Here is a 26,808-nt window from a genome sequence, read left to right as displayed (position 1 = left end):
GGAGGAAAAGAAGATGAAAAAAAGCTTTCTACTAATCTTGCTAGCTTTTGTACTTGTAGCAGCAGGATGTGTCAATACAAAATCGGAAAACGAAAAAAAATCAGGCGCTAAATCAGGCGGAAACCAGTCAGACGTTGAAATTGAAATTCTTGGAATGAGCAGTGGGGAGGATGATATGAATATTGTCCGTGACCAACTTGTGAAAAATGGTTTTAAAGTAAAATTGAACATTCAACCAGATTACGGAAGCTTCAAAGCCCAAGAAGATGCGGGGAATTATGATGTGTCTTTATCAGGTTGGACAACTGTCACAGGAAACCCAGATTATGCAGTTCGTTCGCTTTTTATATCGGGTGGAGACTACAGTAAACTCGATGACAAAGAAATTGATCAATTGATTGATAAGGCAGCGGAAGAAACACCTGAGGAGTACGCGCAAACTTATAAAGATTTAGAGCAAAGACTTGTATTTGATAAAGCTTATATCGCACCACTTTATAGCTCTTATAAAACGCAAGCTGTGAATAAAGATATTTTGAATCCAGACAGTGTTCGTCTTTCGAAATCACGCTCTCTTGCATGGGAAGATATTGATTTTAACGACAGTTCTAAGCGAGATAGTGATCCATTGATTCTATCGCAAGCAGAGTCAACATTAACTTCCCTTGACCCAGTTAAAGGGAATGACGGTTCCATAAATATGTTGAATACAAATATGTATGTAAGAATTGTCAATCTAACCGATGATGACCAAATTACTTCAGATGGTTCATTGTCTTATAATAACAGTATTGCAGATGGTAATTCTGAATACTATTTCATTCTTCGTGATGATATTAATTTTGCAAAGATTACAGACAAAAAGCCGGAAGATACTGGTGTCCGTGTTGGAGCAGAAGATGTCGTCTTCTCCTTGAATCGTGCAAAAGATAAAAATTCTGTTCCAGATCACAGAACCTATAGTTTACATGAGCATATTAAAGATGTAGACATCGTGACAGACCTTTCGGAATTAGAAGATACAAAACAGGCAAATAGCGATGCCACCATTCGCGAGGCTTTAGAAGATGGTTTAGATACCAAAATTTCCGAGCTAGTCGCGGATAAAACAAAAGCAAATAATAAAGAAGGAAAGTACCAAGTTGTGAAAGTAACAACTACAGAACCATTTCCACAAGTGCTCAATTATTTAGCGCACCAATCGGCAGGAATTGTTTCGAAAGAACAAGTGGAAAGCATCAATACGTATGATGTGGAATCGTATGATCCTAATAAAGATGTGGCATACGGAGATCAAAGTACTGTCACTGAAGGCGGCAATTACGATAATCACTTATATGCAAGTGGTCCATATATTCTTTCGCATAAGGATGATTATGAAGCTGTATTTTATAAAAACCCAGGCTATATGAAAGGCACAGATCATGAGCCACATATTAACACAGTAGAAGTACGTTTTATCAAAGATCAAGATAGTACATTGTCCGCTTTACGTAATGGAGAGATTTATGTTTATTATGGAGTACCTGAAACAAAGTATGATGTTGTCGAAAATGATGATAAACTACGTCTCCAAACGATTGAAAGTAATGCTGTTACTTATTTACTTTTCAACACGGAAAATCGCGATGTAGCGAAAAGCGAAGATTTGAGAAAAGCGGTGCTTTATTCCATTAATCAAGATGAAATCATTGATTTCTATCATGGAAATAAAATTAAAGCAGTCTCCACTGTTAGCCCGCTTGTAGACACAGGCAATGAATTAAAAGCAGACAGTAAAAAAGCCAAGGAATTTTTACAGAAATATCAAGAAGGAAAATAAAGTGAAACTTCATTCAGTGGGTTTAGATTTAAAGGATGTAGGCCATGCAGACATTGCCACAGGACGTGGCAACCTTAGTCTGCGTTCATCTCCCCCACTGAATGTTAGTTGAACGAATCGGGAATTTACTGGCAGTTGATTCCTCACTTACAATTCTTGATTTCCTTCGAATTCTTGAATGGGGGTCTTACTGCGAGTTAATTCGGGATAAATTACAAGATCACGAGCACACTGGATGAACCTAAAAATCCAGTGTGTTTATCTGTTTGTCGATAAGAAGGTATTTATTGCCAATACGGCGTAATATATATGTAATAGCCAAAAAGGATAATGCGAGCTTTCACTAGGCTACAATGAGTGATCATGACTGGAAGGTGAGAAGAATGGAAACTTCCTCAAAATGGGTAAGAATGGATGATGGGGTGGAAGTTTTTATGAAGAAGTGGACGAATCCCGCTATACCACCGAAAGCTATTCTTCAAATTTCTCATGGCATGGCAGAGCATATTGAGCGATATAACCATTTTGCTGAATACCTAACCCATAAAGGAATACTTGTTTATGGAAGTGATCACCGCGGTCATGGATGTACAGGAAAAAGAATGGGGAATTTAGGTTATTTTGCAGATCATAATGGTTTTGAAAGGGCAGTAGATGATTTATATTTAGTCAATCAGGAGATCCGACAGGAAGTTTCTCATTTGCCAGTTTATATGTTTGGGCATAGTATGGGTTCTTTTCTAGCTAGACGGTTTATGCAAAAATATCCTCACGCTATTCAAGGGGCGGTTATTTCCGGGACAGCCGGTGATCCGGGCATAGCTGGAAAGATTGGTAAAATCATCGCTATAAGAGAAATTCGCAAAAAGGGAGGGAAAGTACCGAGTCCATTTTTAAATCGCCTCACTTTTGGCTCTTATAATAAGAAAATTCCTCAACCACAAACAGAATTTGATTGGTTAACCCGTGATGAGAGCAAGGTAAAGGAATATGTAGATGATCCACTTTGTGGATTTATCTGTAGTAATGGGTTTTTTTATGACTTATTTGATGGCTTAGAAAAAATTCACGATGATCGGCAAATTCGCAAAGTCCCTTCTGAATTTCCCATTCTCATCGTAAGTGGGGAAGATGATCCTGTAGGTGGAAGGAATTTAAAAGGTGTACATAAAGTAGTCAAACAATGGGAGAAAAATGGTTTAAAAAATATCAAAACCGCTTTTTTCACGCAAGGGAGACATGAACTCTTAAATGAAACAAATCGACTAGAGGTTTATCACTTCATTTATCACTGGTTAACTTCTCAATTCTAGGAATAAATCCATGATTTTTAAATTTAGATTAAGAATATATTACGTTTTTTGTTTAAATTTGGTAAACTATAAATGTTGGATTGAAACGGCTTTCAAAAGGGAGTGTGGATGGGAATTTGGAGCATAGTATATTACAAAAATCCGGACATTTTAAGCAAACTATGAATTTATCTAAAGAAAGTTTGGAATATATGGATAGGCGCTCTGCTATTTCATGGCGTCAAACCTTTTTTGACCATTATGAAGAAGCCTCTGTTATTCTCGATTTCAGAGGTTGCGTACTTTCAATGAACACTGCGTTTGAGAAAATGTTTGATTGCACACAAACGGATTTATTAGGAAAACCACTTATATTTCCATTTAAAAATTTGCAAGTAGAATTTTATAAAGTGGTTCAAAATGTTTTAAATGGGAAAAAAATTGTCTGTCAACAACTTTTGCGAAAAAGAAAAAATGAAGATCAAATGTTTCCAGCAAAATTAATGATTTCCCCAGTATTTTCTTCTGATGAGGAAATTAAAGGGATTTTGCTGATTATTAAGGATCAAACTGAAATTGACAAATCTAAAACATTCATTGAATGGCAAAAAGAAATTCCGGAAACAGAAGAAAATATGCTTCATGATATTACAAAGCATATTGATGAACTGATTATTTTATTTGATTTAGAAAAAGATAAGATCCTTTATACGAGTCCAGCCTTTGAAAGAAAATTCGATATTGATCTTGTCACTCTATATAATAAGCCCATTTTATTGTGTAAGAGGTTTGATATAGAAAATTTAAAGCAATTGTCTCGTTTTTTTAAATGTAGAAATAACGGACACAGAACATTAGAATTTAAAGCAACCGATCGTAAAACAAATAAATTGCGTTGGTTTTTATTTGAAATCACGCCGATATTAGAACCAGATGGCACGGTTAAAAAGCATATTAGCATATTGCGAGATATTACGGAGTTAAAAGAAAAGAACAATCAAATTAAACAACTGGATCAATTAGGCGCGATCGGACAAATGGCGGCTGGGATTGCCCATGAAATTAAGAATCCTTTAACAACGATCAAAGGGTTTGTGCAATTATTATCGGAAAAAGCGGAAAGTGAGTATAGTGATATTATATTATCTGAATTAGAACGTATTGAATTTATTATGGGTGAAATTTTAATGCTTGCGAAGCCGCAAACAAATATAAGTTTTAAAAGGAAAAACTTAAATCAAATTATTCTAGAAGTGATTTCTTTTATGAATCCAGAGGCTATTATTCATAATGTTACTTTAAATAGAAGTTTATCTCCTATTCCCGCAGTATCTTGTGAAGCAAAACAGATTAAACAAGTCCTTATTAATATTATAAAAAATGCGATCGAGGCAATGCCGTCCGGGGGAAACATTCGAATTAAAACCTATTACTCCGATGGATTTATTGGAATGGATATTATTGATAATGGTAAAGGGATTTCTGAAGAGCGGTTAAAGCGCCTAAAGGAGCCTTTTTACACAGATAAGGAAAAAGGAACAGGTCTAGGGTTAATGATCTGTTACAAAATTATTGAAGACCATCATGGCACGATTCACTTTACGAGTGAAGAAGGAAGAGGGACATGTGTACATATCAAACTTCCGGCAGCGACATAGAAAAGCGCAAGCTCTCGTTTATCCATAAAACGGGTGCTTGCGCTTTTGGTTCTTGCTTAGGAATTTATAAAATCCTAGCTTGTGGATAAGTTGCTTATATTGCGGTTGACATCCAGCTCCAGCGCCTAGCGACTAGTAAATTTACGTCGCTGAACAGGCGCTTGCGCTTTTGTTTTATTCAATCCAATAATCGGTTGTTTTCATCAACTGTCATAATTTCAGCTGATTGGCGTGCTTCATTGGCTGGTAAGATCCCTTTTCCACGACAAACACTGCAATTATATTGCCAACCTTCATCATCTGCTAACATGCCTGTTCCTTCGCAAGCTTTACAGGTTAATTCTCTATCCACCATTACTGTCCCTCCTATTTAATGAAAGTTTGATCCTGCTTTTTCTTGATCCAATTAATGATGCCTCCCTGAAGCATAACTTCCATTTGCCGAGGGGAGAGGGAATGGTTCACAAGGATTTGGTCCTGTCTACCTTTAATTCCGATTTTAAATTCATTACTTTTTTGAAGTTTTTCATGTAATCCATTCAGTTCTAGAATATCTCCCTGTTGCAGCAAATCATAGTCACTTGGTTGCGAAAAAGTTAGTGGTAATATCCCAAAGTTTACGAGGTTTTGCCAATGAATACGAGCAAAGTCTTTGGCTAAGGCGACGCGCATTCCTAGGTATCGAGGGGCAAGAGCCGCATGTTCACGACTGGAACCTTGTCCATAATTGAACCCGCCTACAATGGCATGACCACCTTGGTCCACCAATTCTTTCGCACGTGTATAATAACTTTGATCAATAATTTCAAAGGTGAATTTACTTATCTCCGGCAGATTACTTCGATAAGGCAGCACTCTGGCTCCACCTGCAAGAATTTCATCTGTTGAAATATTATCCCCCATTTTTAAAAGAACAGGGAGTTCCATTTGGTCGGGAAGTGCATCCATAGCAGGGATGGACGCAATATTAGGTCCTTTGTGTAATTCCACGTTTTTGGCTTCTTCAGGTGGCAGAGGAGAATCCAATAGAGAAATATCGATGGTAGGACTTTTCGGTTCCTTCACTTTTGGAAAAGGAAAATCCAGTGTTCTTGGGTCGGTAATGACCCCCGTTAAAGCGGATGCCGCAGCGGTTTCGGGACTACATAAAAAAACACTATCTTCTCTTGTGCCTGAACGCCCCGGGAAATTTCGCGGTGTTGTACGGAGACTGTTCCTCCCTGTCGCAGGAGCTTGTCCCATCCCAATACAACCATTACATCCTGCCTGATGCAATCTTGCACCCGACTGTAATAAACTAGCGATATGGCTTTCTTTTACCAAGTCGGTGAGCATTTGCCTTGATGTTGGGTTAATATCAAATGAAATCCCTTTTGCTATCTGCCGATCTTTTACGATTTCAGCAGCCATTGCGAAATCACGGAAACCTGGATTGGCGGAAGAGCCAATGTAGGATTGATAGATCGGTGTTCCGGCCACATCCGCAACAGGTACGACATTTCCTGGACTTGATGGTTTCGCGATTAAAGGTACAAGCTCAGACAGATTGATTTCTTCCTCTAAATCATATGTTGCCCCTTTATCTGCTTGTAATTCAATCCAGTCGTTTTCTCTTCCTTGTTCCTTTAAAAAACGTTTAATTTCGGAATCAGAAGGGAAAACCGTCCCTGTCGCCCCCAATTCTGCTCCCATATTGGCAATGACATGGCGATCCATGGCTGATAATGTTTCCACACCAGGACCATAATATTCAATGACTTTTCCTACTCCGCCTTTTACATCATAGCGACGAAGTAACTCGAGAATCACATCCTTTGCACTGACCCAATCAGGAAGTTTCCCGGTTAACTTAATGCCCCACACTTGCGGCATTTTGACGTAAAAGGGTTCTCCTGCAATCGCTAAAGCTACATCCATCCCTCCAGCCCCCATGGCTAGCATGCCCATACAACCATTTGCACACGTATGACTATCAGATCCTAAAAGGGTCTTTCCTGGTTTAGCAAGTCTTTGCATATGAACAGGATGGCTAACCCCATTACCGGGCCTACTGTAGTAGATTCCAAATCGCTTTGTTGCACTTTGTAAAAATAAATGATCATCGGCATTTTTATTATCCACTTGGATTAAATTATGGTCGACATACTGGGCTGATGCTTCTGTCTTTGCTCGTTCAATGCCCATTGCCTCTAATTCCAACATCACCATTGTTCCCGTTGCATCCTGGGTTAGCGTTTGATCAATTTTCAAACCGATTTCACTACCGGGAGTCATTTCCCCCGAAACGAGATGCGACTGAATCAATTTTTCTGTAAGCGTAAGTGCCATGATGTTTCCTCCTGGTCTGTTATTTAAGTGCGTGTTCAAAAAGGAGGATAAAAAGGACCCGTCGGCTAAGGGTGCTGACGTCCTGTCAGCAACGCCGACACTAGCACATCTTGTGCGTCGGAAGTTCGAGGCGGCGCAGCCTTCGAGCACAAGGAAAGCTTCCCTGAATCCGCATCGCACGCCGGAAAAGTGGTTTTCTTTTCCAAGTAGCGGATTTGCACAGGATGTGCTGACTTCTGCGCTGCCCACAGGACGTGGGAGGTTTTAGCAGAAGAACTATTATCCTTATACATGAGCAGCGGAGAAGCAAGCCAACGAAGAAATTCGAAGCGTCATTTTTACCGAGGCCTGCAGGACGCAGGTCACAAAGGCGTTGCGACAGGATGTCGAATTTAGCCTTTGATCCTTTTTTGAACATCCTCTTAATGTTATTCTGAGAAAAAGGTGAAACAAATATACCCAGATAAAGGCTGTTAAGAAATTCTTAACAGCCACAATGGGTTAATTTACATATTTTCCATAATCAGGAATTGCGATTTGGTCAAACTCATTGACCAGTTTGTCCAAGCTTTGAGTCAAGTCGTCGCCCTTCATAGGTGTGCCATGGCCAACAATAGCAACAGTTGGCTTCAAAGCTGCAAGCTTTTTTACAGATTCACGGGCGGCCTCCCAGTCCGTTGTTAGATATCGAGGTGGGCCATTTATTTCCTGTTCCTGAGATATGACTTTATAAAGAGAATCTTGCTTAACGGTAATAAAGGCATCCCCCACAATCAGGGCTCGATCCTCCTCCCTGAAAAAAGAGACATGCCCTGGCGAATGTCCAGGTGTGTGAATCCAGCGGAACCCTGGCATATGTGGGACACTGCCATCCTCCGGCAATGCTTGCACATGGTCCCCTAATTGAATCGCTTCATTTGGAAAATAGGGTGACATTTTCGCAACCATCCCACCTTCAACGGTTGCGTCGGGTTCAGGATAATCTTCCTTTCCTGTTAAGAAGGGGAATTCTAACTGATGCACATAAACCGGAACATCCCAATGATCGATTAATTCAATTACGGCTCCAATATGATCAAAATGCCCATGTGTTAATATAATGGCCTCGGGTCGGCGATCCTCTCCGAATCGCTTTTCCGTCTCCTTGATAATGGCTGGAGCAGAATGGGGCATACCAGCATCCACTAGAACAAAAGAAGAATCATCAGGTTGACCCACCATCGCAATATTAACAATTTGCACAGTATAACAATATAGATCGGGAAGTACCTCTTGACCGACGCCACTCCCAATAGAAATAGCAGGGATATATTTATAATCCGATCCATAGGACAGATCTTTATCCAATAAAAAAACCCCCTTTTACAATTGAGACGTTATTATTTTTTGCTGTTGGTTGTAAATCATTCATTATCGTGAGAAAAAAGATTGGGTAATTCTTCTATGTAAAGCTTTAAGTAAAAAGGGTCAATATAAGGATGTAAGCTTTTGTTTAGTCTCTGTCGAAAGCTTGTAGGATTTCAAGCAGAAAGGATGTTGTTATGATGAAAAGCAATGTGCAGGTTTTGCCAATTATTGCTTCAATTGGAGTTGGGGCTATAGCTTATAGCATGATGACTGGAAAAGCGGGGCAACTTCAAAATATGATTCCCCAGTTATCCGGGATGAGTCAACAAGGTGGGAGTCAGCAACAATCTGGAATGAGTCAACAAGGTGCTAGCCAACAACAATCAGGAAACACATCCACTCAAATGCAATAGGGACTAAAGAAAACCAAAAACCCGGATTGAGGAGTCTCCCCCAATCCGGGTTTTCTTTATGATCATTTTTTCCCTAATAATATCCTCCGCAACCACCGAGAAAACCACCAGCACCTACAATAACCAAGAGGATAAACAAGACAACAATTAAAGCAAATCCTCCAGCAAATCCAAAGCCATCAGACATACAACTCCACCTCCTAAAAATCTTTCAGTATTACCATATGTAAATAAAACAAAGGCGGAAGGATAAACGCCTAGATAAAAATTGTTTTTTCTAATAAAAATATATGCGTTATGTATATGGATTCATTTAAAAAATTTAAACAACCATGAATACATCTTGGGGGGGAATACCATTCCTTATAAGAATGAAGGGGTGTTGTAGACTTATCATTCCTAAAAGTATGGGAAATGTTTGTTCTAAGTTTGAAAATCATTCATATGTATCTATGTAGTTGGCAAATCCTAAAAATAAGGGGTGATAACATGGATGATAAGTCATCAAGAAACCAAAAGCCTAAAACGAATGCTAAACAAAAGCAATTGGATCAACACCGTGTAAAAGACACAGGGAAGCCGATGACGACACAGGAAGGGAAAAAAAGATCACAGGATCAGGACCAATTAAAAGCCGGTATACGCGGGCCTAGTTTACGTCAGGATTATGAATTCTTTGAAAAGATGTCCCATTTTGTTCACGAAGAAATACCAGAAAGAGTGGTTCATGCAAGAGGTTACAGTGCACATGGAGAGTTTGAATGTTATCAGTCCATGAGACATGTGACAAAAGCGTGCTTCTTACAGGAAGCGGGAAAAAAGACGCCATTAACGCTCCGTTTTTCTACTGTACAAGGGGCTAAAGGGTCCTATGATACAGCAAGGGATTTACGATGTCAGGGAGTGAAGTTATATACAGAAGAGGGAAATCTCGATCTTACAACGATTGCTATGCCTGTATTAGTTAATCAAGACGCGATGAAGTTTCCGGATGTGATGCATGCATACCAAGCTAAGCAAGCTGATGATATACCTACAGCTTCCGGTGCCCATGACCGTTTCTGGGATTATGTGGCCAATAACGTTGAAGCGCTGCATATGGTGCTGTGGATCATGTCTGATCGGGGCATTTTGAGAAGTTACCGAATGATGGAATCATGGTCCATTAATACGTACCTATTCGTTAATGAACAAGGTGTAGCGACCTTTATGAGATATGTTTGGAAGCCTGTACTAGGTGTTCATTCCCTTTTACAGGATGAGGCACTGAAAATCGGTGGACTCGACCCGGACTTCCACCGGCGAGATCTCAGAGAGGCGATTGACCAAGGTGCTTATCCTGAATATGAGTTGGGTGTCCAGTTGATTCCGATGGAGGATGAATTTAAATACGATTTTGATGTGCTTGATCCTGCAAAATTTTGGCCGGAAGAGCTTGTCCCTGTTCAAATCATCGGTAAAATGACTCTAAATAGAAATATTGATAATTATTTTACGGAGTCTGAACAAGCTGCATTTAACCCTGCAAATGTCGTACCTGGAATTGACTTTTCCAATGATCCCGTCTTACAGGGAAGATTAATGGCGTATAGAGATGCACAACAACATCGACTTGGCAGCGCGAATTATGTTGAATTACCAATTAATAAGCCACTTTGCCCGTTTCATAATAACCAGCGCCGAGGCTATATGAGACAGCGAATTGATGTTGACAAGGTAAACTATCATGAAAATTCACTAGCAAATAACACACCATACACGGTGCCCCCAGAAGAAGGCGGCTATACAGATTATCCGGGGAAAGTAGAGGGCTACAAAATTCGAGCGAGAAGTGATTCGTTCAAGGATTACTTTTCGCAACCACGAATCTTTTGGAACAGTTTGACGCCGATTGAAAAGCAACATACGATCGAAGGATTAAGCTATCAAGTTGGAAGCGTAAAAAGCGATTCTGTCCGCCAGCAAGTCGCTGATATACTTGTTAATGTAGATAAAGAGATGGCCTATATCGTCGCTGATAATATTGGCGTCAATAGGCCCAGAGGAGAGCATGTTCCTGTTGCTACAAGTTACCCCTCTCTCAGTCAGGCCAATACACCAAAATATGCCTATACACAAAAAGTTGGTGTGCTGATTGGCAATGGCTTTAACAGCCAAGAGGTTACCAATGTGCTGAACTACTTAAAGAAAAATGGGGTATTTATCGAAATTGTAAGTGAAAAACTAGGTACTGTCACGGGCGCAGATGGAACAAGACTCAAAGTTGACAAAACATTTCTTACAACAAGTCCTTATCTAGTTGACTCGCTATACGTTGTTGGTGGAAGGGCTAGAAATGAAGCAAAATTTCATCAAGATGTCATGTCTTTCATAAGAGTTGCGTACAGCCATTATAAACCAATTGGTGTTGCCACTACGGCACAGTCTCAGTTTCAAATCAAAGCCTCAGCTGGAGTCGTTTTTGCTGGGAACAATCCTAACTTTGCGAGGGATTTTATCTCTGCCATCGCGCAACAACGCTTTTGGGAACGAACCTAATCCTGTTCACTGGGTAATGCTAGGGAAATATCTAAAAGTATTTCCCTTTCTATGCCCATTATTGTCCTTTAAAAATAACTAAACAGCCTCCGTACTAGCTCTCCTACACTACCATTCTAGATAATACAATTACGAAAAGGAGGTATGTTAGATGAATGACACAAATTTTCTAAGAGAAGGCCTGCTTTTACAAAATCTTCCTGTTTATGAACTAGATATCCCTTATATTCATTCCATACTTTTTACCATTAAACAGACTCAAGTGTCTCTAGCTGCATTTCCTTATCTAAACAAAGAAGCCCCGATCATGACTGTGGATAAGGAGTTGTTGCGATGACGGACTTATCCTTTTTAACGGCAACCGAACTAGCCCCCTTAATCAAATCGAGACAATTATCCCCAGTGGAATTAGTAAAACATCTATTTCATCGCATAGATGAGTTGGATCCAGTTCTTCACACGTATATTACGCCACTTCACGAATCAGCTCTAACACAAGCGCGAAAGGCTGAAAGGAATATTATGCAAGGCCACTATAAAGGACCCTTATACGGAATTCCGATTGGGATTAAGGACAATTTTTATACAAAAGGGATACGAACGACGGTGGGTTCCAAATTGTTTGCGGATTTCATACCTAATAAAACAGCCACAGCTGTAAAAAAACTGCTTGGAGCAGGTGCCATTATGTTAGGAAAACTAAACCTGCATGAACTAGCTGCCGGCTCCACTGGGACCAATCCATTTTTCGGGACGACACGAAATCCTTGGAACATCGAATATATGCCAGGTGGGTCAAGTGGCGGCAGTAGTGCAGCCTTAGCCGCCGGTCTTACAACGATTGCCACTGGAACAGATACTTTTGGTTCCATTCGCCTACCTGCTGCGATGTGTGGGATTTATGGTCTAAAACCAACCTATGGGCTCGTTAGTACACATGGTGTATTCCCTACGGCTCGATCATTAGATCATGCTGGACCGATGGCAAGATCAGTGACAGATTTAGCCCTCATGCTCCAGTATATGGCTGGTTATGATGCAAATGATCCTACAAGTCTTCATGTACCGATTCCTAACTATATTGAGAGCCTAAATGAAGGAATGAAAGGGATAAAAATCGGGATTCCTGTGTACTATTTGGAGGGATTGGACTCAGATATAGAAAGGCTTTTTAACAATGCAATCGTAATACTGAAAAAGTTAGGAGCTGAAATAAAAGAAATAAACATCCCGGAACTATCAATGTCCACGTTTTCGGGCTATGTGACTGTGACGGGTGAAGCGTCCGCTTTTCATTACAAATGGCTACAAACTCATCCAGAGAATTATTCGGCGGATATCCGAACTTTCTTTCTATCAGGTACACTAACGAATACGCCGCAATACATTAAAGCCCAACAAGCTCGAAGGAAGATGGTAAAAGCATTTCATCAAGCTTTTGAAGAAGTCGATATGATGCTTGGTCCAACTATACCGATCACAACTCCGGCATTCACCCAGAATTGGATCAAGCAAAATTTAGATGTCATTAGACGCTGCCTACCATTCACCGTACCTGTAAATTTAACAGGTGTGCCAAGTTTATCCGTCCCTATGGGAATAGACTCAAAAGGACTTCCTGTCGGCATGCAATTTATTGGAAACCATCTAACAGAAAAACGTCTACTCCAGGTCGCGAGTATATGGGAGAGGATTAATCCACTGACTATCCATGTTTGAGCATAAAAAGTCTAGCACTGGAAGCCATTGTTTAATGTGAAAAAACATATTATTACTTCTCACTGATTAAAGAACGCTTAAGCTTTTGTTTTTTCCTCCTTTATTCATAAAAAGTAAGAAAATAAAACCCTTTCATGTTATATTAGATTGCGAGAAAGCAAGAAAAATCAAACACTCATTTTGCTGAATTCTGCTTTTGAGTTATTTAAATGGTTTAAATGGATGATAACTTTTTCGTAAGGAGGAAAATCATGGGCGATCTTTTAGTACCACTTTATCGATTATCAGCAGATGTAAAAACGGATGATCAGAAGAATTATACGATTCGAAGACCGATTCCGCCAGAAAAGCATATTGTGGTGGATTGGGTGAGAAAACACTTTTCAGAAAAATGGGCAAGTGAGTGTGAAGTAGCTTGTTCACAAACTCCAGCATCTTGCCTGATTGCTTTTGAAGGGAATAAAATCTTGGGGTTTGCCTGCTTCAATGTCACCTATCTGAATTTTTTCGGTCCGACTGGAGTCGATGTCGAGGCACGAGGAAAAGGAATCGGGCGGGAACTTCTATTACGTAGTTTACTTGAAATGAAGCATATGGGATATGCTTATGCCATTATTGGTGGAGCTGGCCCTGTTTCTTTCTATCAGAAGACAGTAGGTGCCATCGAAATCCCGGACTCCAATGATGGAGCTTATAAAGGAATGTTAGATGGCTAGATTGCTTGAATAACAATTTTAGTGAATTTGAATATGCTGATGGCAGAGCCTATATAATGGAGGTATCGAGGATGTCTTTAGAAGAAAGGAAAACACTTGCTTGGCATGAGACACTTGAAATTCATGAATTGGTTGCTGCCCAGTCAACTGGATTAATGAAGCTAAAAAAATCAATCGGAAAAATGAATGATGCGGAATTACGGAGAATTTACAAACAAGCAATTGGCGATACGGAATTAAATTTAAATGAATTAATTCGATTTTATCCCTCTGCTCCTTCTGTTTCAGAAAGAGAGGAATCAGAGCGAGAAGATACCGGGTTTTATGCAGGTGAACTTCTGATGTTCAGCAAGACTTTGGTTCGGACATATGCGGGAGCTATTACAGAGACAGCTACACCAGTCTTAAGAAAAACACTGATTAATCAGCTGTTAAGGTCAATCCACTGCCATGAAAGAATTTTTAACTACATGCACAAAAAAGGCCTTTATCCAGCGTATGATCTGGAAGCATTGTTAAATCATGACCTACAAAATGCGAAAAAAGCCTTAGAAATGAAATAGACTAGCTATTTTCATTTTCCGCTCAGGGTTTTTGAGTATAAAATCATGGATGTTTCTTACATTAACCGTCCCCCTTCTCTTTCTTTCAGCATATGAAAGAGAGTAGGAGGGGATTTTTATGGGGGAAAAAAGTGATTTTTCCATTGCTGTTATACTTCTCATATTGATGATCCCATTATTCTTTTTTATGATTCACAATATTGATTGGACAACTGGGGGACCTGAAGACCCTGATCAGAATAAGAAACAAGAACAGGGAGCAGACCAGAATGATGATAAAAGAGAGGAAAACAAAGATGATGAAAAGGATTCAGGGGACAAGAAAAATAAGGACAAAGACGTAGACGAAGAGAAAGATAAAGATAAAGAGAATGGTAAAGCTGATGAAAATAAGAAGAAAAGAGAAGTCGTCTGGGGCGTGGATTCTGCAAGTGTGACAACCGAAGAAATGTATGTTTGTGTCAATGACCAATTCGGAAAACCTGAGATATGGGGAAGATACCTTGGTAGTAAAGAGGGGGTATCACGCGGGATCACGAAGAAAGAGGTTCAATATTTGCATGACCGGGAAATTAAAATCCTTCCAATTTATAATCATTTTACCAAGGCAGAGGGACATGATCGTGGTGTGGAGTTAGCTCAACATGCTGTATCTCTCGCTCAGGAAATTGGGCTACCAGAGGATAAAGCTATTTTTGCTGATATTGAGCCGGATTATCCCGTAGATGCCTCATTTATTCAAGGATGGTATGATGGGTTGAAGGACACAGCTTACCAACCAGGAATTTACGGTGTTTTTGCCGAGGACCAGGCATTATTTGAAATCTATAACCAGGTTTTAAAAGATAATGAAGAACTAGGGAAAGAAATGATCATCTGGTCAGCCCATCCCCAACTAGAAATTACTACGAAAGACAATGCCCCAAAGTATGAGCCAATTGCCCCAAAGAATAGTCTTTTATTAGGCTGGCAATATGGGATCGATGCGAAAGAATGTCATATAGATACGAACTTATTCAAAGCCGAAATAATAGAATATTTATGGTAAGACTGGTTGATGCATTAGGCCAGTCTTTTTTTGTGGTTAACCAGGAAATTATAAAATAGATACCTGTGATTAAGATTAAATGTAGAATGTAATCGTCCAGCTCCAGAAATAGAAAACCGAATAATTTTAAAAAATGATTATATTCTCCCAGTCAAGGTTGGAAAGAGACGGAATTTGTCGAAAAAATGCCGCTTCATACCCAAAAATGAACGAAAAAAACTAAGATTTAGGTCCTTTTTTTACCTAAAGATTCAGATTTACTTCTAGGAAATTTATAACAGTCTGAACTAAGTGAAGTATTGGGCAATATTGACGGAAATGTGAACTAGTGATATTAATTTTATTTAATAGAAAATGCTATTTGATGTTATTACATAATTCATACGATCGGTATGGATTTTTTTTCGCAAAGAAGGGATCAAAAAATCCCCGTCTATAATATTGGGTTTGAAGGCTATGAAACAGGCTAGACTAGAAAATGAAGTTAGGAGTAACGATATTGCTAATTGTAGATGAACTGTTAAGACTGGATAGTGAGGGAGAAATCGTAAAAAAAGTAAAGCTAAAAGGAAAGTATAGCCAACTTGAAGATGCGCTTCGATTTTACCAACCTAAGATCAAGAGCCGGAGACTACCTTTGCTTCCTCCACAAATAGATCAGGAAATTGACTACTTTGCTAAGCAATTTGCGGAAGATGATCGTATTATTTTCTTCTATGATTCTCGTTACCGTTCAGGAGAAATGCTAGATCGTCTGCGCAATTGGTTTTTACCCGATAAAGTTCTATGGCCCATAGCGATTCAAGGGAATATAGCTGAATACCAATTATTAAAAGAAGAGTTATTGCCTTTATATCATGATCAACAGGCTACATATTCAAGTGTAAAAGACCGAGTCAATCAGTTACAAGCTAAAATGCAAAAATGGATTATTTCCCCTGCCCCACTAAAGGTTCTACGGACCCAATCATATAATGCGATTTATAAGCAAAATAAAAGTTTAGTTTGGAAGTTAACAAAAGTTCGTTCGGAAAAAAAAGTAAATACTCTCCAAAGTGGTAGCTTGGAAAATATATGGCAAGCATTTCAAAAAGAAATTCCAAAGGGGAAAATTTGGGTAGTGACGAAGGGGTTGGATCAACCTTTACCTGGAATGACACAACAAATTGCACTTAATAATGAAACTTTTCCCATCGGTATACCGTATGTTTATATAGTAGCTGTAAAATAATGGTATATATGGCAAAGTTTAGTCAATGGAGGAACGATAATGATTAGTGCTAAGCGAAAAGCATTTATTTTTTTGATAATCGCCTTTATCTTAGCGATTATGACAGGCTGGTTTATCAATACTCAGATTTCCCATGCTAAAGAAGTAATGGGACAATCTGTGAAAGTAGCAGTGGCTAAAAAGGATATCGTGGCTTACTCGGAAATATCAGAAAATATGGTGGAGTGGATGGAGATACCAAAATCAAATGCTGTTTCATCTTTTATTACAACTGAGCAGGATTTGAAAGAGCACTTATCTATTGTTGATTTGAAAAAGGGCGATTTAATCACTAAAAACTTGATTCGTTCACAAGTGGATATCCCTGATGGTCATCGAGTTGTATGGTTAAATCCGACAGAGAATGTTTTAATGGACCAGCAGATTTATGTTGGGGATAAAGTTGATATTATTGCGTCTTACGAACAGAAAAACGAAGGTGTTATCACAAAAAGGATTATGAATGATATTGATGTGATTCAAACAGACTCCACTGTAGTGGGAGATAGCCAGCAAGAGGATGTTTCTGCTATAAAAGTTTCCATTACAGTTGAACAAGCAGAACAGTTGATCCACCTTCAAAATACAGCTAAGCAGATACGGGTACTGCGTGTGAATCAAATCGAAACAAATAATCAAGAAGATAACGAACAAAACAATGCGAATATTCAACAAAATACAGAAGAAAAAGCTGAGCAAAATGTAGAAGAACAAGAAAAGAAAGAGGCTATAGCTGAGGAAGAAAAACAAGCGGAAGAAAAGAAACAAGAGGAAGCTAAGAAGCAGGAAGAAAAGAAGAAACAAGAGGAAAATAAAAAGAAAGAAGATAAAGGAGAGAAAGAGAAGAAATAACAGATTCATACATAAAGAGGCGTTAAATTTCTGTTCGTGAAATGAGGTTAATCGAAATGAGAAATGCAAGTGTATTAGTCGTAACAGATGATGAGACACTTTTAGAGGAGATAAATAGTAGTTTGTCTACCGATGATATCCGGAGCGCCAATACTCCCCATGTCGACGAGTTTTTAAAAGAACAATATTCTTTTATATTACTAGATGAATGGATGATTGAATCGGTCAATACCCAGTCGCTTCCGACAACGAGTGTTTTAATCGTTCTTATGCGAGACCGTTCATTTGAAAATGCACGGAAATGGATGGCGATGGGCGCAAGTGAATTAATCATCATTCCTGATGAAATTGATAATCTAGAAGCTGTTTTACAGAAAAAGGATCGGATGAAAAGACAAGACCGAAATCATTTTAATGATGAATATGTGGACTTAGAAGGGGCCGGCGCTGTTCGGGTTTTCTACAGTGCAAAAGGGGGTACAGGGAAAACGTTGATTGCTTCCATGGTTGCGCAGAACTTACAAATTCAGTATGACCAGAGAGTAATCTTAATTGACTTCAATGTACAGTTCGGCGGTGTGGAAGTGCTATTTGGCCTAGACCCTGAAAGGTCTTATCTCGATTTATTACCTGTTATTAATGAGTTATCAATAAATCATATCCAAAATGTGACGGTGAAAGAAGAAAATACGGGGATCCATGTATTATTAAGTCCTGCCAATCCTGAACAAATTGAATTAATTTCAGAGGAGTTAGTCACAAGGATTATTCGAACGTGTCGTAATCATTTTGATCAAGTCATTGTTGATTTGCCAGCAGCGTTTAACACGGCAACCTTCATTGCATTACATGAAGCCACACATATTTATTACGTTATGAATCCAGATAGTTTATCTGTTCGAACTTTAAAACATAGTATAGAGCATTTCAGACGTTATCAAATCGGCAATAGGGATAATGTCAGTTTGATTATTAATCGTTATAACTCAAAAAGTGAATTAAGTGAACGAAATATTGCTCAATTTATTGATTTACCTATTAGCGGAATTATTCGTTCGGACTTTTATGGTTTGCAGCCCCATTTAAATATGGGAAAACCTTTTTATCTAAAGAAAAACGATAAAGGCATTTCAAAAACAGCTCAGGATGTTAAAAAGATGGTGAGAAAGTCGATTGTGAAGGGAGGCTAGTCGGAATGAAGTGGCTTGAGAAAGTGAAAGAACAACCTTCTTTACACTCCGAGAATCAGTGGAATGTAAAAGATGCACAATTAGAAAAACGTGCTCGTCACTATCGATCCCGTTTACTGAAAGAAGTCGATTTAGAGACCATTACAACCCTGCCACCAAACGAAATGAGACAAACAATCGAGCGTTTGGTTTACCGAATGATTGAAGAAGAGAGAGCGATTATTCCAAAACAGGAAATGGAAGCTCTTGTGAAACAAATTATCAATGAATCTGTTGGTTTTGGTCCGCTGGAAGCCTTGCTAAAGGAAGATAGCATTACAGAAATCATGGTGAATGGACCGAAGGAAATTTATATCGAGAAAAATGGAAAACTTTTTAAAACAGATGTGCGTTTTAAAGATGAACAACATATTCGCCATATTATTGATCGAATCATTGCTCCGATTGGCAGAAGAATTGACGAAAGTTCACCAATGGTGGATGCACGGTTACATGATGGAAGTCGTGTGAACGCGGTAATCCCACCTATAAGTATGAACGGTCCGATTCTTTCCATTCGTAAGTTTAATAAGAAGCCATTTACGCATGCCGATTTAATTGGTTTTGGTACGTATACGCCAGAGATTAGTGAGTTTCTGCAAGCTGCGGTAAAAGCGAAAAGTAATATTCTTGTATCTGGCGGAACGGGGAGTGGTAAAACGACACTATTAAATGTCTTATCCGGCTCGATTCCTAATAGTGAACGTGTTGTCATTATCGAGGATATGGCAGAGTTAAAATTTGAGCATGATCATTTAGTGCGTATGGAAGCACGACCTAAGAATATGGAAGGAAAAGGAGAAATTAATATTCGAATGTTGGTTCGAAACTCTCTTCGTATGAGGCCTGATCGCATAATCGTCGGTGAAGTTCGTGGTTCTGAAGCGATTGATATGCTACAAGCGATGAATACAGGTCATGAAGGCTCCTTAACGACGGTTCACGCGAATACTCCGAAAGATGCGCTCGGGCGTTTGGAAGCAATGGTGATTATGTCCGGTTTATCTTTAAGTGTTGAGGTGATTCGCCAATACTTTGTCGGTGCATTAGATCTCATTGTCCAAAGTGAACGACTACCAGATGGGAAACGGAAATTAGTCAATGTTGCGGAGGTTGTGGATCGAGGGAACAGGATTGACATCATCGATATCTTTAAATTTAAAAGAGAAGGTGTGGATGAAAAAGGGAATGTATATGGTTCATTTGTTTCCACTGGATATGTACCAAGCATTTACGAGCGAATGAAAACGGCAGGTATTGATTTACCACAAACAATCTTTCAAGAGGGTGTATTAATGTGAATGCCATTTGGATTAGTAGTGGAGCCACCATCTTTTCTCTTTGCTTATCAATTTATTACTTTCTCTATTATAAAAACACCCAAAAAACGAAAAAAAGAGTAGAAGAATGGTTTGCAGGAGAGGCAGATAAAGAAAGGAAAAGTGCCATTCTCCTGATCGGAGATAAATATGATCGTTCCGAGATGGCCGAAGAGTTACAAAAGAAATTAATTCAAGCAGATATTAGCTTAAAACCTTCTGAGTATATGGGGATTTGCTTTTTTCTCTTTTTCGCCATTCTCTTCTCAGGCCACTTTTTATTTAAATTGATTTTTGTTATTAACCTTACTTTGGCTTATTTTATTGTCTGGCTTGGCTCAAAAATGTTTTTAAAATCTAGACAAAATAAATTGACTGAAAGGTTAAATCAACAGTTGCCCGAAATTTGTAGAATGATGAGCAATACAATGAAGGCAGGTTTGACGATTCCCCAAGGGATAGAAATGGTCGGGAAGGAACTAAAAGCCCCAGCAGGTCCTGAATTTCAATCAATGGTTCAGCAGCTTCGATTAGGAACGAATTTTGAAGAGGTAATGGGGAATTTTCGAGAAAGATTTGTTAGTAAAGAGTTAAATATTTTTGTTAGTACAGTATTAATCCAGCACCGTGTTGGTGGAAATTTAGCTGAAGTGTTAAGTATTATGGCGGAAACACTTGAGGAGCGGTCACGAGTGAATAAAGAAGTGGACACAGTAACAGCGGAAGCAAAATTCATTGCCTTAATTCTGCCCATAATGCCCTTAATGATGGCACTCATGATGAATTTGTTTATTGAAGGATTTCTAAATCCTTTGTTTACAAAGTGGGGACTTGTATTATTTGCTATCTTCCTATCCATGCAGTTTCTTGCCTACTTGGTGATCAAAAAAATTACGACGATAAGGGTGTAATAAAAGGATGAGTCCTTATTTTGATGTGATTGTCCAACTGCTAATAACCACAATCATACTATTCATTTTAATTGGTTTTATTTATATCTGGTTATATGTAGCCAAAAAAGAAAAATTAATGAAGCATTTAATGCCTATCCAGCTAGTGAAAAGAAAGAGACAAGTTCAAGAGATCATTTGGAATCCATTGATAAGAGCAGCGGAATATGTTGCACCCACTGCTAAAAAATATAGGTTTATGTTTGATTTTGAAAAAGATGAAAAAACACTGGTGAAAGCTGGAAATCCACTAGGTTTAAAGGTTGAAAGCTTACACGGACTTCGTTTTGTTTTAGGCTTAACTACTTTGTTCATTGCCATCATCTATTCATTTTTAGGTCTGCCATTTGCGTTGCTATTATTAGTTATTTTACCTGTTTCCGGTTTTATGTTCCCGTCGATTTGGATTTTATATTGTGCAAAAGAAAGACAGGAAATTATTAGTATGATGATGCCTGATTTTCTCGATACGGTAAGCATTACTTTACAAGCGGGTGTATCACTAGATGCCGCGCTTAGACAAGTAACCAATCAGATGGACGGGCCTCTTATTGAAGAAATTCAGCGTTTTAATCGTGAGATAGACCTAGGTGTTCCAAGAAAACAAGCCTTTGAACATATCCTAGAAAGAAATTCGGCAAAAGAGTTAGAATTGCTCGTGAACTCCCTTGTGCAAGGTGTGGATTTGGGGGTACCAGTGTCAACGACATTCAGAGTTCAGGCTGAAGATTTGCGAGCGATGCGCGGATATCGTGCAAAGGAAAAAGCGGCAAAGGCTAGTCCACAGGTAACACTTGTAACGACTTTTCTCGTCGCACCGGCAGTATTTTTATTGATTATTGGTTTACTATTTTTGAACATGTTATATAATCCCCAAGCCTTTGGTTTGGATGTTTGGTTTTAAAACCAAGGTGAACGGATTTATATATATAAACAAAATCTTAAGGAGGAATTATGATGTTGACAAAATGTTATGTTTCCGTAAAGGCAAAATGGGATCGATATATTAAAAATGAAAGAGGAGCACAAGCACTAGAATGGATTGCCTTGGGAATGCTTGTATTAGCGATTATGGGGGCGATTGCCGCTACGATGGAAGGCGATACTTCCATGGGTCAAGCCGTGAAAAGTCAATTAGCGAAAATGATTAATAGTTTAGGTGGAGATTGATTCGTTCCTTTAGGTCCTGGGGGTTGTTACCATCCATCCGTAAAGGTGTGAAATGATTTTGAAAAACGTAAAAAAGTATATAAAAAACGAAAAGGGTTCACAGCTAATTGAATTCTTAGCTGTGTTCCCGATGGTTGTTATGGCCTTATTGTTTATTTGGCAGGTTGCTTTGGTCGCTTACACCGTCGTTGTAGCAGAGTCTGCTGCCCGAGATGGTGCAAGGGTTGCTTCAGTTGGTGGCGACTATAGTGCGGCTGTTGATCGTTCAGCTCATGGTTTAGAAGTAAGTAGCTCGCTGTCAGAAGGAACAACAAGTTACGGAAAAGAGGTAACCGTTACAGTGAATGCAACTGTTCCATCTATTAAAATACCATTGATCGGTCGATTTGAGCACGAGTTAAAGGCCAATGCCTCGATGCCAAAAGAGGAGGAGGAAGAAGACTAATGTGGAGTCGTTATATAAAAAACGAAAAAGGGAATACCCTTCTCGTTATTTTAGGATTATTAATCGGTGCGATCTTCATTAGTTTTATCTTTTTCGATTTTTTTACAACGTATGCAACAAAACGTGTTAGTCAAACGAGCGCAGATGCCGCTGCATTAGCCGCTGCAAATGAAATTAAAGAGGTCTATGATGATAAATTGAAAACCGAAATTGAATCCCGGATGGACCATCTAAGGGAAGCAGCGAATGAGTTCGTCGAAGAAAAAACAGGCGAAGTCCAAGAAAAAAAGGCCGAAGAAAAAAATAAAAAAGATAAAAAAGACAAAAAAGATAGCAAAAAGAAGAAAGAAGATAAAAAAGATGAACAACCACCAGAACTCACGGATACAGAACTAGATAAAGTTTGGAAAGAAGTATTAGATAAAATGGAAGTTCCCAAAGAGCTTAGATCGGCTGTTCGCTATGAATATGAAGAAGTCGACGCTAATGCCGCATTAAAATATTTTTTCAAGAATGTTTGGTATAAAGAGTGGTTTAGTAATGAGATTAAAGAAATTAATGACGTCGCATGTGAGGCCATAATCGATGCGGAACCGCAATGGCAAGAAGCAGCTCAGTATTATGCCACAAAGAATGGGGCTGATGAGGATATGGAACTGATCTTTAAAGGAGATGAGTTTAAAGTAATGGCAAAGGTCAAGCGAGCGGCATCCTTTATAACGGTGGGAGATGATGCCTTCAGTGAAGATGAACGCTCGGTATATGCTGAAGCAGAAGCCAGTATTAAAACGCCTAAAGATATTGATATCAAGTGTTGGTAAATCCTAACTGATCGTTCTTTGTCCACCAGACCTGATCCAGGAGGTTATATTTTTTGATGAAAAACAAGCATACTTCATTTGTTCCATACTTCCTTATTCTTATATGCGGTATATTCCTGAGTGCTTGTTCATCGAGCGAAAAAGAAGTGGCTCCGCAAGATCAAGGGGATTCGGTACAAGCAGAAGAAACAGAGCAAAAGGAAGACACTAATAAGGGCGAAAATGATTTACAAGCCTTCCTTACCTCTCCTTCCCCGCCCGTTGATACAAAATCTTTTCTTCAATATCCATCAGGTAAATTCTCAACAGTGAATTATGATGAAAATCAAGAAGCCATTGAGGAGGAATTATCAAAGTGGCCTGAATTGGCAAAGGAGGATGGAGAGGAAGAAGTAAAGAAATATTTTGGGAATGTTTTAGCTTTATTTGCAGAAGATTACCCACATCCGGATAAACTTGTTGCAGAATGGAAAGAAAATGACTTTGGGAATCCAGAATTAGAAGATCCACGTTTGCAATTTAAAGAAAATTATAATGTAGAAATTATTTTAGATGCTAGTGGAAGTATGGCCGCTGAAATTGATGGTACATCCATGATGCAACTAGCAAAAGAGTCGATAGAAAAATTTGCGGATTCACTTCCTGATGAAGCAAATGTTGCTTTAAGAGTATATGGCTATGAAGGAACAGGTTCTGACGCAGATAAGGAATTATCTTGCAGTAGTAATAAGCTATTTTATGAGATGGAACCCTATGATTCAAAAAAGTTTGGTGAAGCTTTGGGACAATTTGAACCGAGTGGTTGGACGCCCGTTGCAGAATCTCTATTGAAGGCGAAAGAAGACTTTGCCGAGTATGATGGTGAAAAGAATACCAATATTATTTACTTAGTCAGTGATGGTGTAGAGACATGTGATGGAGACCCAGTAGCGGCAGCTAAGCAATTATCCGAATCTAATATCACACCATTAATCAATGTGATTGGGTTTAATGTGGATAGTGAGGGGCAACAGCAATTAAAAAAAGTGGCAGAAGCTGCAGACGGAACCTATGCAACAGTAAGAAATATGGAGCAACTCCAAAGCGAATTTGATCGTTCACAAGAGATGGCAAGTAAGTGGCTAAATTGGAAAATTGGCGCCGAATCAGCCAATATTGATCAAATTTTGGAAAGAGAAAATTCGATCTTTGATTATAAATATGAGTGGGGAGATAAAAGTTCCCTTGAAATTCGGAATATTGATAAGGCACTTCTCTATTTATATAAAACTCATAAATTATCAAGCGAGCAATATCAACTGATGAAAAAGGAACGCCAAGCCCGCTATGATTTGGCTAATAAAACCGAGAATGATGTATACAAGGATCTTCTAAACATGGCAAAGGAAGACTATAAAAAAATGGAGAAAGAGATTAACGAAAAGTATAAAAGTGCGAATTAATTGTTGACTTTAATTCGTTAAGTCTCTTTATCAAGGAGGATTTCAGCATGGGAAAAAATAGGCTCGGTCAATGGGTTAGCCAAATCATTCCATACATCATGCTGCTCATCATTTTGTTATTTCCATTTTCAGCGAAGGCCTCTACAACAGTTGGGGAGATAGAATATGATGATAATAGCTTGACTCCAACTGAACAGCAGGCTGGAAGTAGTGGCGGCGGAATCAATTTAAATCCACTTGATTGGGATTGGGGTAGTATCGGAGGCGCTATTGGTGATTTTGTGGATGGTGTGATTGACGGTGCCATTGATCTTTGGGATGGATTTTTAGATTTTTTAGGTGAAGTAGGACAGATGTTCGTCGATCTGTGGGACTCTTTACCAGATTGGGCAAAAGATTTAATCATTACGATTGGGATCATCGTTGCCGTTGTAGCGGGTATTGTTTTACTTGTTGTAGGTGGAATCATATCTGTCGCAGTTGCCGTTGTGGCAGCCGTTGTGGCGATTATCGCTGGAATTGTCTATTTTGCCATGTATGGAGGGACAGATGCCTTTAATCCGATACACGCGGCGATCTGGATTGTAGGCGGTGCGTTAGCAGGAGGACTGGTTGCATTTGCCGTCGAAGCGGGTGCGATTGGACTCTTACTCCAAGGTTTAAGAACGGGACTTGGCTATGCAGGACTCGGCTTACGGACTGCCTTTCAGTTTATCTGGACGAGAGGATTAGTTCCAGCTTTTCAAGCCATCCGTGCAGGAATTCAGTTTGCTTGGGCGCGTGGAATTGTTCCAGCTTTTCAGGCGATTCGTACTGGTATCCAAGCCGCCTGGACTCGAGGGATTGTCCCGGCATTCCAAGCGATTCGCACCGCTATTCAAACAACATGGGCAACACGAATTTTGCCATTCTTACAAAGTATTAAAACAGCCTTTGGTAGTTTTCTTGCTGCGAATGGGGGCTGGGCTGGTTTACTAAAGATTGGCTTTGTTAGTTCAGGTGTTTCGATAGGTTTTGACCTCCTTACAGGTGAAACAGATATTAAAAAAGTGTTTGTAAATGCTACAATTGCGTTTTTTGGTGGAATCTTTGGAGCTGGCGTTTGGACGAAAATTCGTAGTTTATCAGGTTTCTTTAAGCGTTTTGGCTTGGTTATTTATAGCGGGACAATCGGATCGGGTTTGGAAGTTGTTCGTCAATGGATTATCGGGGATGGAATAAATTGGGCAGAGGTCGGTATTGGGGCGCTAGTATTTGGGACTCTTATTCCAGCAAAATATTGGATGGCTGGTTTGAGTCAGGCATTTCAGAAAACCTCCATACCTGACTTTATGGAAAAGTTTGCTACTAAATTCATTACCAATTTTTATAAAGACATTATCTATTGGAATGATCCCAAGACTCATCCAGATAATGGCTTGAGAAATTATTTAAATTCCTGGACAGATTTTATTAATAATGTGAAATTTGAATTTACATCAGGCTATAAAAATTGGATGTGGAAATTATTTAAGATACACATACCTTAAACCTTGAAAAAGGGAGTGTTGATAAATTGAGCGATAAAACATGGGGAGTTAGCTCATTCATTGTGACCGCCATGATCGTTGTTGGTGGGTTATCATATGTATATTTTAGCGGAAAAGGCCAATTAACATTTATTACCGAACATGCATGGGTTAAATATTTGTTAGCCTTCCTCCTTATAGTGGGAATAATATTTATTGTCTATTCAGAAGTGAGAAAAAGAGTAGAGGTGGAAAGTATCAAAACGCTTTTTGTGACGATTTTTATTATCGGGATTGCCTTTGCTTTCTTTGCCCTTACTCGCCTGTAAGTGTGAACGACAACTGTATAAAAGATTGT

At 39.0% G+C, this 26,808-nt stretch carries 26 protein-coding genes; 22 read left to right on the top strand and 4 right to left on the bottom strand.

From position 1 onward, the window contains the following. The first annotated feature begins 13 nt into the window (after positions 1 to 13). The 3 genes from KI363_RS12170 to KI363_RS12160 all read left to right on the top strand — a co-directional run bounded on the left by KI363_RS12170 (position 14) and on the right by KI363_RS12160 (position 4,772). A complete protein-coding gene (locus tag KI363_RS12170) occupies positions 14 to 1,822 on the top strand; it encodes an ABC transporter substrate-binding protein (protein ID WP_212966453.1) in 1,809 nt (602 codons plus the stop codon). A gap of 383 nt (positions 1,823 to 2,205) precedes the next feature. After that, a complete protein-coding gene (locus tag KI363_RS12165) occupies positions 2,206 to 3,135 on the top strand; it encodes an alpha/beta hydrolase (RefSeq protein WP_158323709.1) in 930 nt (309 codons plus the stop codon). A 116-nt stretch (positions 3,136 to 3,251) separates the two neighbouring features. Continuing rightward, the gene (locus KI363_RS12160; protein ID WP_212966452.1) at positions 3,252 to 4,772 is read left to right on the top strand and encodes an ATP-binding protein; all 1,521 of its coding nucleotides are present in this window, start codon (positions 3,252 to 3,254) and stop codon (positions 4,770 to 4,772) included. A 178-nt stretch (positions 4,773 to 4,950) separates the two neighbouring features. Here KI363_RS12160 and KI363_RS12155 read toward each other — a convergent pair whose 3' ends face one another. The 3 genes from KI363_RS12155 to KI363_RS12145 all read right to left on the bottom strand — a co-directional run bounded on the left by KI363_RS12155 (position 4,951) and on the right by KI363_RS12145 (position 8,447). Next, on the bottom strand, positions 4,951 to 5,127 hold the full coding sequence (locus KI363_RS12155) for a hypothetical protein (RefSeq protein ID WP_191967553.1): 177 nt from the start codon (positions 5,125 to 5,127) through the stop codon (positions 4,951 to 4,953). A gap of 11 nt (positions 5,128 to 5,138) precedes the next feature. Beyond that, entirely contained in the window at positions 5,139 to 7,100 is a 1,962-nt protein-coding gene (locus KI363_RS12150) for an aconitate hydratase (protein ID WP_212966451.1), read from the bottom strand. A 501-nt stretch (positions 7,101 to 7,601) separates the two neighbouring features. After that, positions 7,602 to 8,447, bottom strand: a complete 846-nt coding sequence (locus tag KI363_RS12145) for an MBL fold metallo-hydrolase (RefSeq protein ID WP_158323706.1) — start codon at positions 8,445 to 8,447, stop codon at positions 7,602 to 7,604. Between the two features lie 197 nt (positions 8,448 to 8,644). Between KI363_RS12145 and KI363_RS12140 the strand changes: the two genes are divergently transcribed. Further along, positions 8,645 to 8,860: a hypothetical protein gene (locus KI363_RS12140; RefSeq protein WP_246516848.1), complete on the top strand. Its 216-nt coding sequence runs from the start codon at positions 8,645 to 8,647 to the stop codon at positions 8,858 to 8,860. A gap of 73 nt (positions 8,861 to 8,933) precedes the next feature. Here KI363_RS12140 and KI363_RS12135 read toward each other — a convergent pair whose 3' ends face one another. Continuing rightward, positions 8,934 to 9,047 carry a YjcZ family sporulation protein gene (locus KI363_RS12135; protein ID WP_158323704.1) on the bottom strand — a complete coding sequence of 38 codons (114 nt, stop codon included), beginning with the start codon at positions 9,045 to 9,047 and terminating at the stop codon, positions 8,934 to 8,936. A 302-nt stretch (positions 9,048 to 9,349) separates the two neighbouring features. Between KI363_RS12135 and KI363_RS12130 the strand changes: the two genes are divergently transcribed. The 18 genes from KI363_RS12130 (at position 9,350) to KI363_RS12045 (ending at position 26,779) form a co-directional block, all read left to right on the top strand. Next, the gene (locus KI363_RS12130; RefSeq protein ID WP_212966450.1) at positions 9,350 to 11,398 is read left to right on the top strand and encodes a catalase; all 2,049 of its coding nucleotides are present in this window, start codon (positions 9,350 to 9,352) and stop codon (positions 11,396 to 11,398) included. Between the two features lie 151 nt (positions 11,399 to 11,549). After that, on the top strand, positions 11,550 to 11,735 hold the full coding sequence (locus tag KI363_RS12125; protein WP_158323702.1) for a hypothetical protein: 186 nt from the start codon (positions 11,550 to 11,552) through the stop codon (positions 11,733 to 11,735). Further along, the gene (locus KI363_RS12120; RefSeq protein WP_158323701.1) at positions 11,732 to 13,117 is read left to right on the top strand and encodes an amidase; all 1,386 of its coding nucleotides are present in this window, start codon (positions 11,732 to 11,734) and stop codon (positions 13,115 to 13,117) included. The genes KI363_RS12125 and KI363_RS12120 overlap by 4 nt, the downstream gene beginning before the upstream one ends. 251 nt (positions 13,118 to 13,368) lie before the next feature. Continuing rightward, positions 13,369 to 13,833: a GNAT family N-acetyltransferase gene (locus tag KI363_RS12115; RefSeq protein WP_212966449.1), complete on the top strand. Its 465-nt coding sequence runs from the start codon at positions 13,369 to 13,371 to the stop codon at positions 13,831 to 13,833. 71 nt (positions 13,834 to 13,904) lie between these two features. Continuing rightward, a complete protein-coding gene (locus KI363_RS12110; protein ID WP_212966448.1) occupies positions 13,905 to 14,396 on the top strand; it encodes a spore coat protein in 492 nt (163 codons plus the stop codon). A gap of 118 nt (positions 14,397 to 14,514) precedes the next feature. Further along, positions 14,515 to 15,444 carry a glycoside hydrolase domain-containing protein gene (locus KI363_RS12105; RefSeq protein WP_212966447.1) on the top strand — a complete coding sequence of 310 codons (930 nt, stop codon included), beginning with the start codon at positions 14,515 to 14,517 and terminating at the stop codon, positions 15,442 to 15,444. A gap of 499 nt (positions 15,445 to 15,943) precedes the next feature. Further along, the gene (locus KI363_RS12100) at positions 15,944 to 16,675 is read left to right on the top strand and encodes a hypothetical protein (protein WP_158322983.1); all 732 of its coding nucleotides are present in this window, start codon (positions 15,944 to 15,946) and stop codon (positions 16,673 to 16,675) included. A gap of 39 nt (positions 16,676 to 16,714) precedes the next feature. Then, positions 16,715 to 17,566 carry a Flp pilus assembly protein CpaB gene (gene cpaB / locus KI363_RS12095; RefSeq protein ID WP_212966446.1) on the top strand — a complete coding sequence of 284 codons (852 nt, stop codon included), beginning with the start codon at positions 16,715 to 16,717 and terminating at the stop codon, positions 17,564 to 17,566. A 56-nt stretch (positions 17,567 to 17,622) separates the two neighbouring features. Continuing rightward, on the top strand, positions 17,623 to 18,756 hold the full coding sequence (locus KI363_RS12090) for a CpaE/TadZ family protein (RefSeq protein ID WP_212966445.1): 1,134 nt from the start codon (positions 17,623 to 17,625) through the stop codon (positions 18,754 to 18,756). A gap of 5 nt (positions 18,757 to 18,761) precedes the next feature. Next, positions 18,762 to 20,096 carry a TadA family conjugal transfer-associated ATPase gene (locus tag KI363_RS12085; RefSeq protein ID WP_212966444.1) on the top strand — a complete coding sequence of 445 codons (1,335 nt, stop codon included), beginning with the start codon at positions 18,762 to 18,764 and terminating at the stop codon, positions 20,094 to 20,096. Beyond that, on the top strand, positions 20,093 to 21,025 hold the full coding sequence (locus tag KI363_RS12080) for a type II secretion system F family protein (protein WP_158322976.1): 933 nt from the start codon (positions 20,093 to 20,095) through the stop codon (positions 21,023 to 21,025). Before KI363_RS12085 ends, KI363_RS12080 begins: the two co-directional genes overlap by 4 nt. A 7-nt stretch (positions 21,026 to 21,032) precedes the next feature. Continuing rightward, positions 21,033 to 21,968: a type II secretion system F family protein gene (locus KI363_RS12075; protein ID WP_212966443.1), complete on the top strand. Its 936-nt coding sequence runs from the start codon at positions 21,033 to 21,035 to the stop codon at positions 21,966 to 21,968. A gap of 53 nt (positions 21,969 to 22,021) precedes the next feature. Further along, on the top strand, positions 22,022 to 22,234 hold the full coding sequence (locus KI363_RS12070) for a hypothetical protein (protein ID WP_158322973.1): 213 nt from the start codon (positions 22,022 to 22,024) through the stop codon (positions 22,232 to 22,234). 58 nt (positions 22,235 to 22,292) lie between these two features. Then, positions 22,293 to 22,679, top strand: a complete 387-nt coding sequence (locus tag KI363_RS12065) for a TadE/TadG family type IV pilus assembly protein (RefSeq protein WP_212966442.1) — start codon at positions 22,293 to 22,295, stop codon at positions 22,677 to 22,679. Beyond that, positions 22,679 to 23,500, top strand: a complete 822-nt coding sequence (locus KI363_RS12060; RefSeq protein ID WP_158322969.1) for a pilus assembly protein TadG-related protein — start codon at positions 22,679 to 22,681, stop codon at positions 23,498 to 23,500. Before KI363_RS12065 ends, KI363_RS12060 begins: the two co-directional genes overlap by 1 nt. Before the next feature lie 56 nt (positions 23,501 to 23,556). Then, on the top strand, positions 23,557 to 24,942 hold the full coding sequence (locus tag KI363_RS12055; RefSeq protein WP_246516850.1) for a VWA domain-containing protein: 1,386 nt from the start codon (positions 23,557 to 23,559) through the stop codon (positions 24,940 to 24,942). 47 nt (positions 24,943 to 24,989) lie between these two features. After that, positions 24,990 to 26,471, top strand: a complete 1,482-nt coding sequence (locus KI363_RS12050) for a phage tail tape measure protein (protein ID WP_212966440.1) — start codon at positions 24,990 to 24,992, stop codon at positions 26,469 to 26,471. A 26-nt stretch (positions 26,472 to 26,497) separates the two neighbouring features. Next, positions 26,498 to 26,779 (top strand): hypothetical protein, encoded by a 282-nt coding sequence (locus tag KI363_RS12045; protein ID WP_158322964.1) that lies wholly within the window; start codon positions 26,498 to 26,500, stop codon positions 26,777 to 26,779. The last annotated feature ends 29 nt before the right edge of the window (positions 26,780 to 26,808 follow it).

The sequence above is a fragment of the Lederbergia ruris genome, from assembly GCF_018332955.1.
In the GTDB taxonomy this organism is placed as follows: Bacteria; Bacillota; Bacilli; order Bacillales; family Bacillaceae_C; genus Lederbergia; species Lederbergia ruris.
This window is presented reverse-complemented; position numbering and strand designations above follow the sequence as displayed.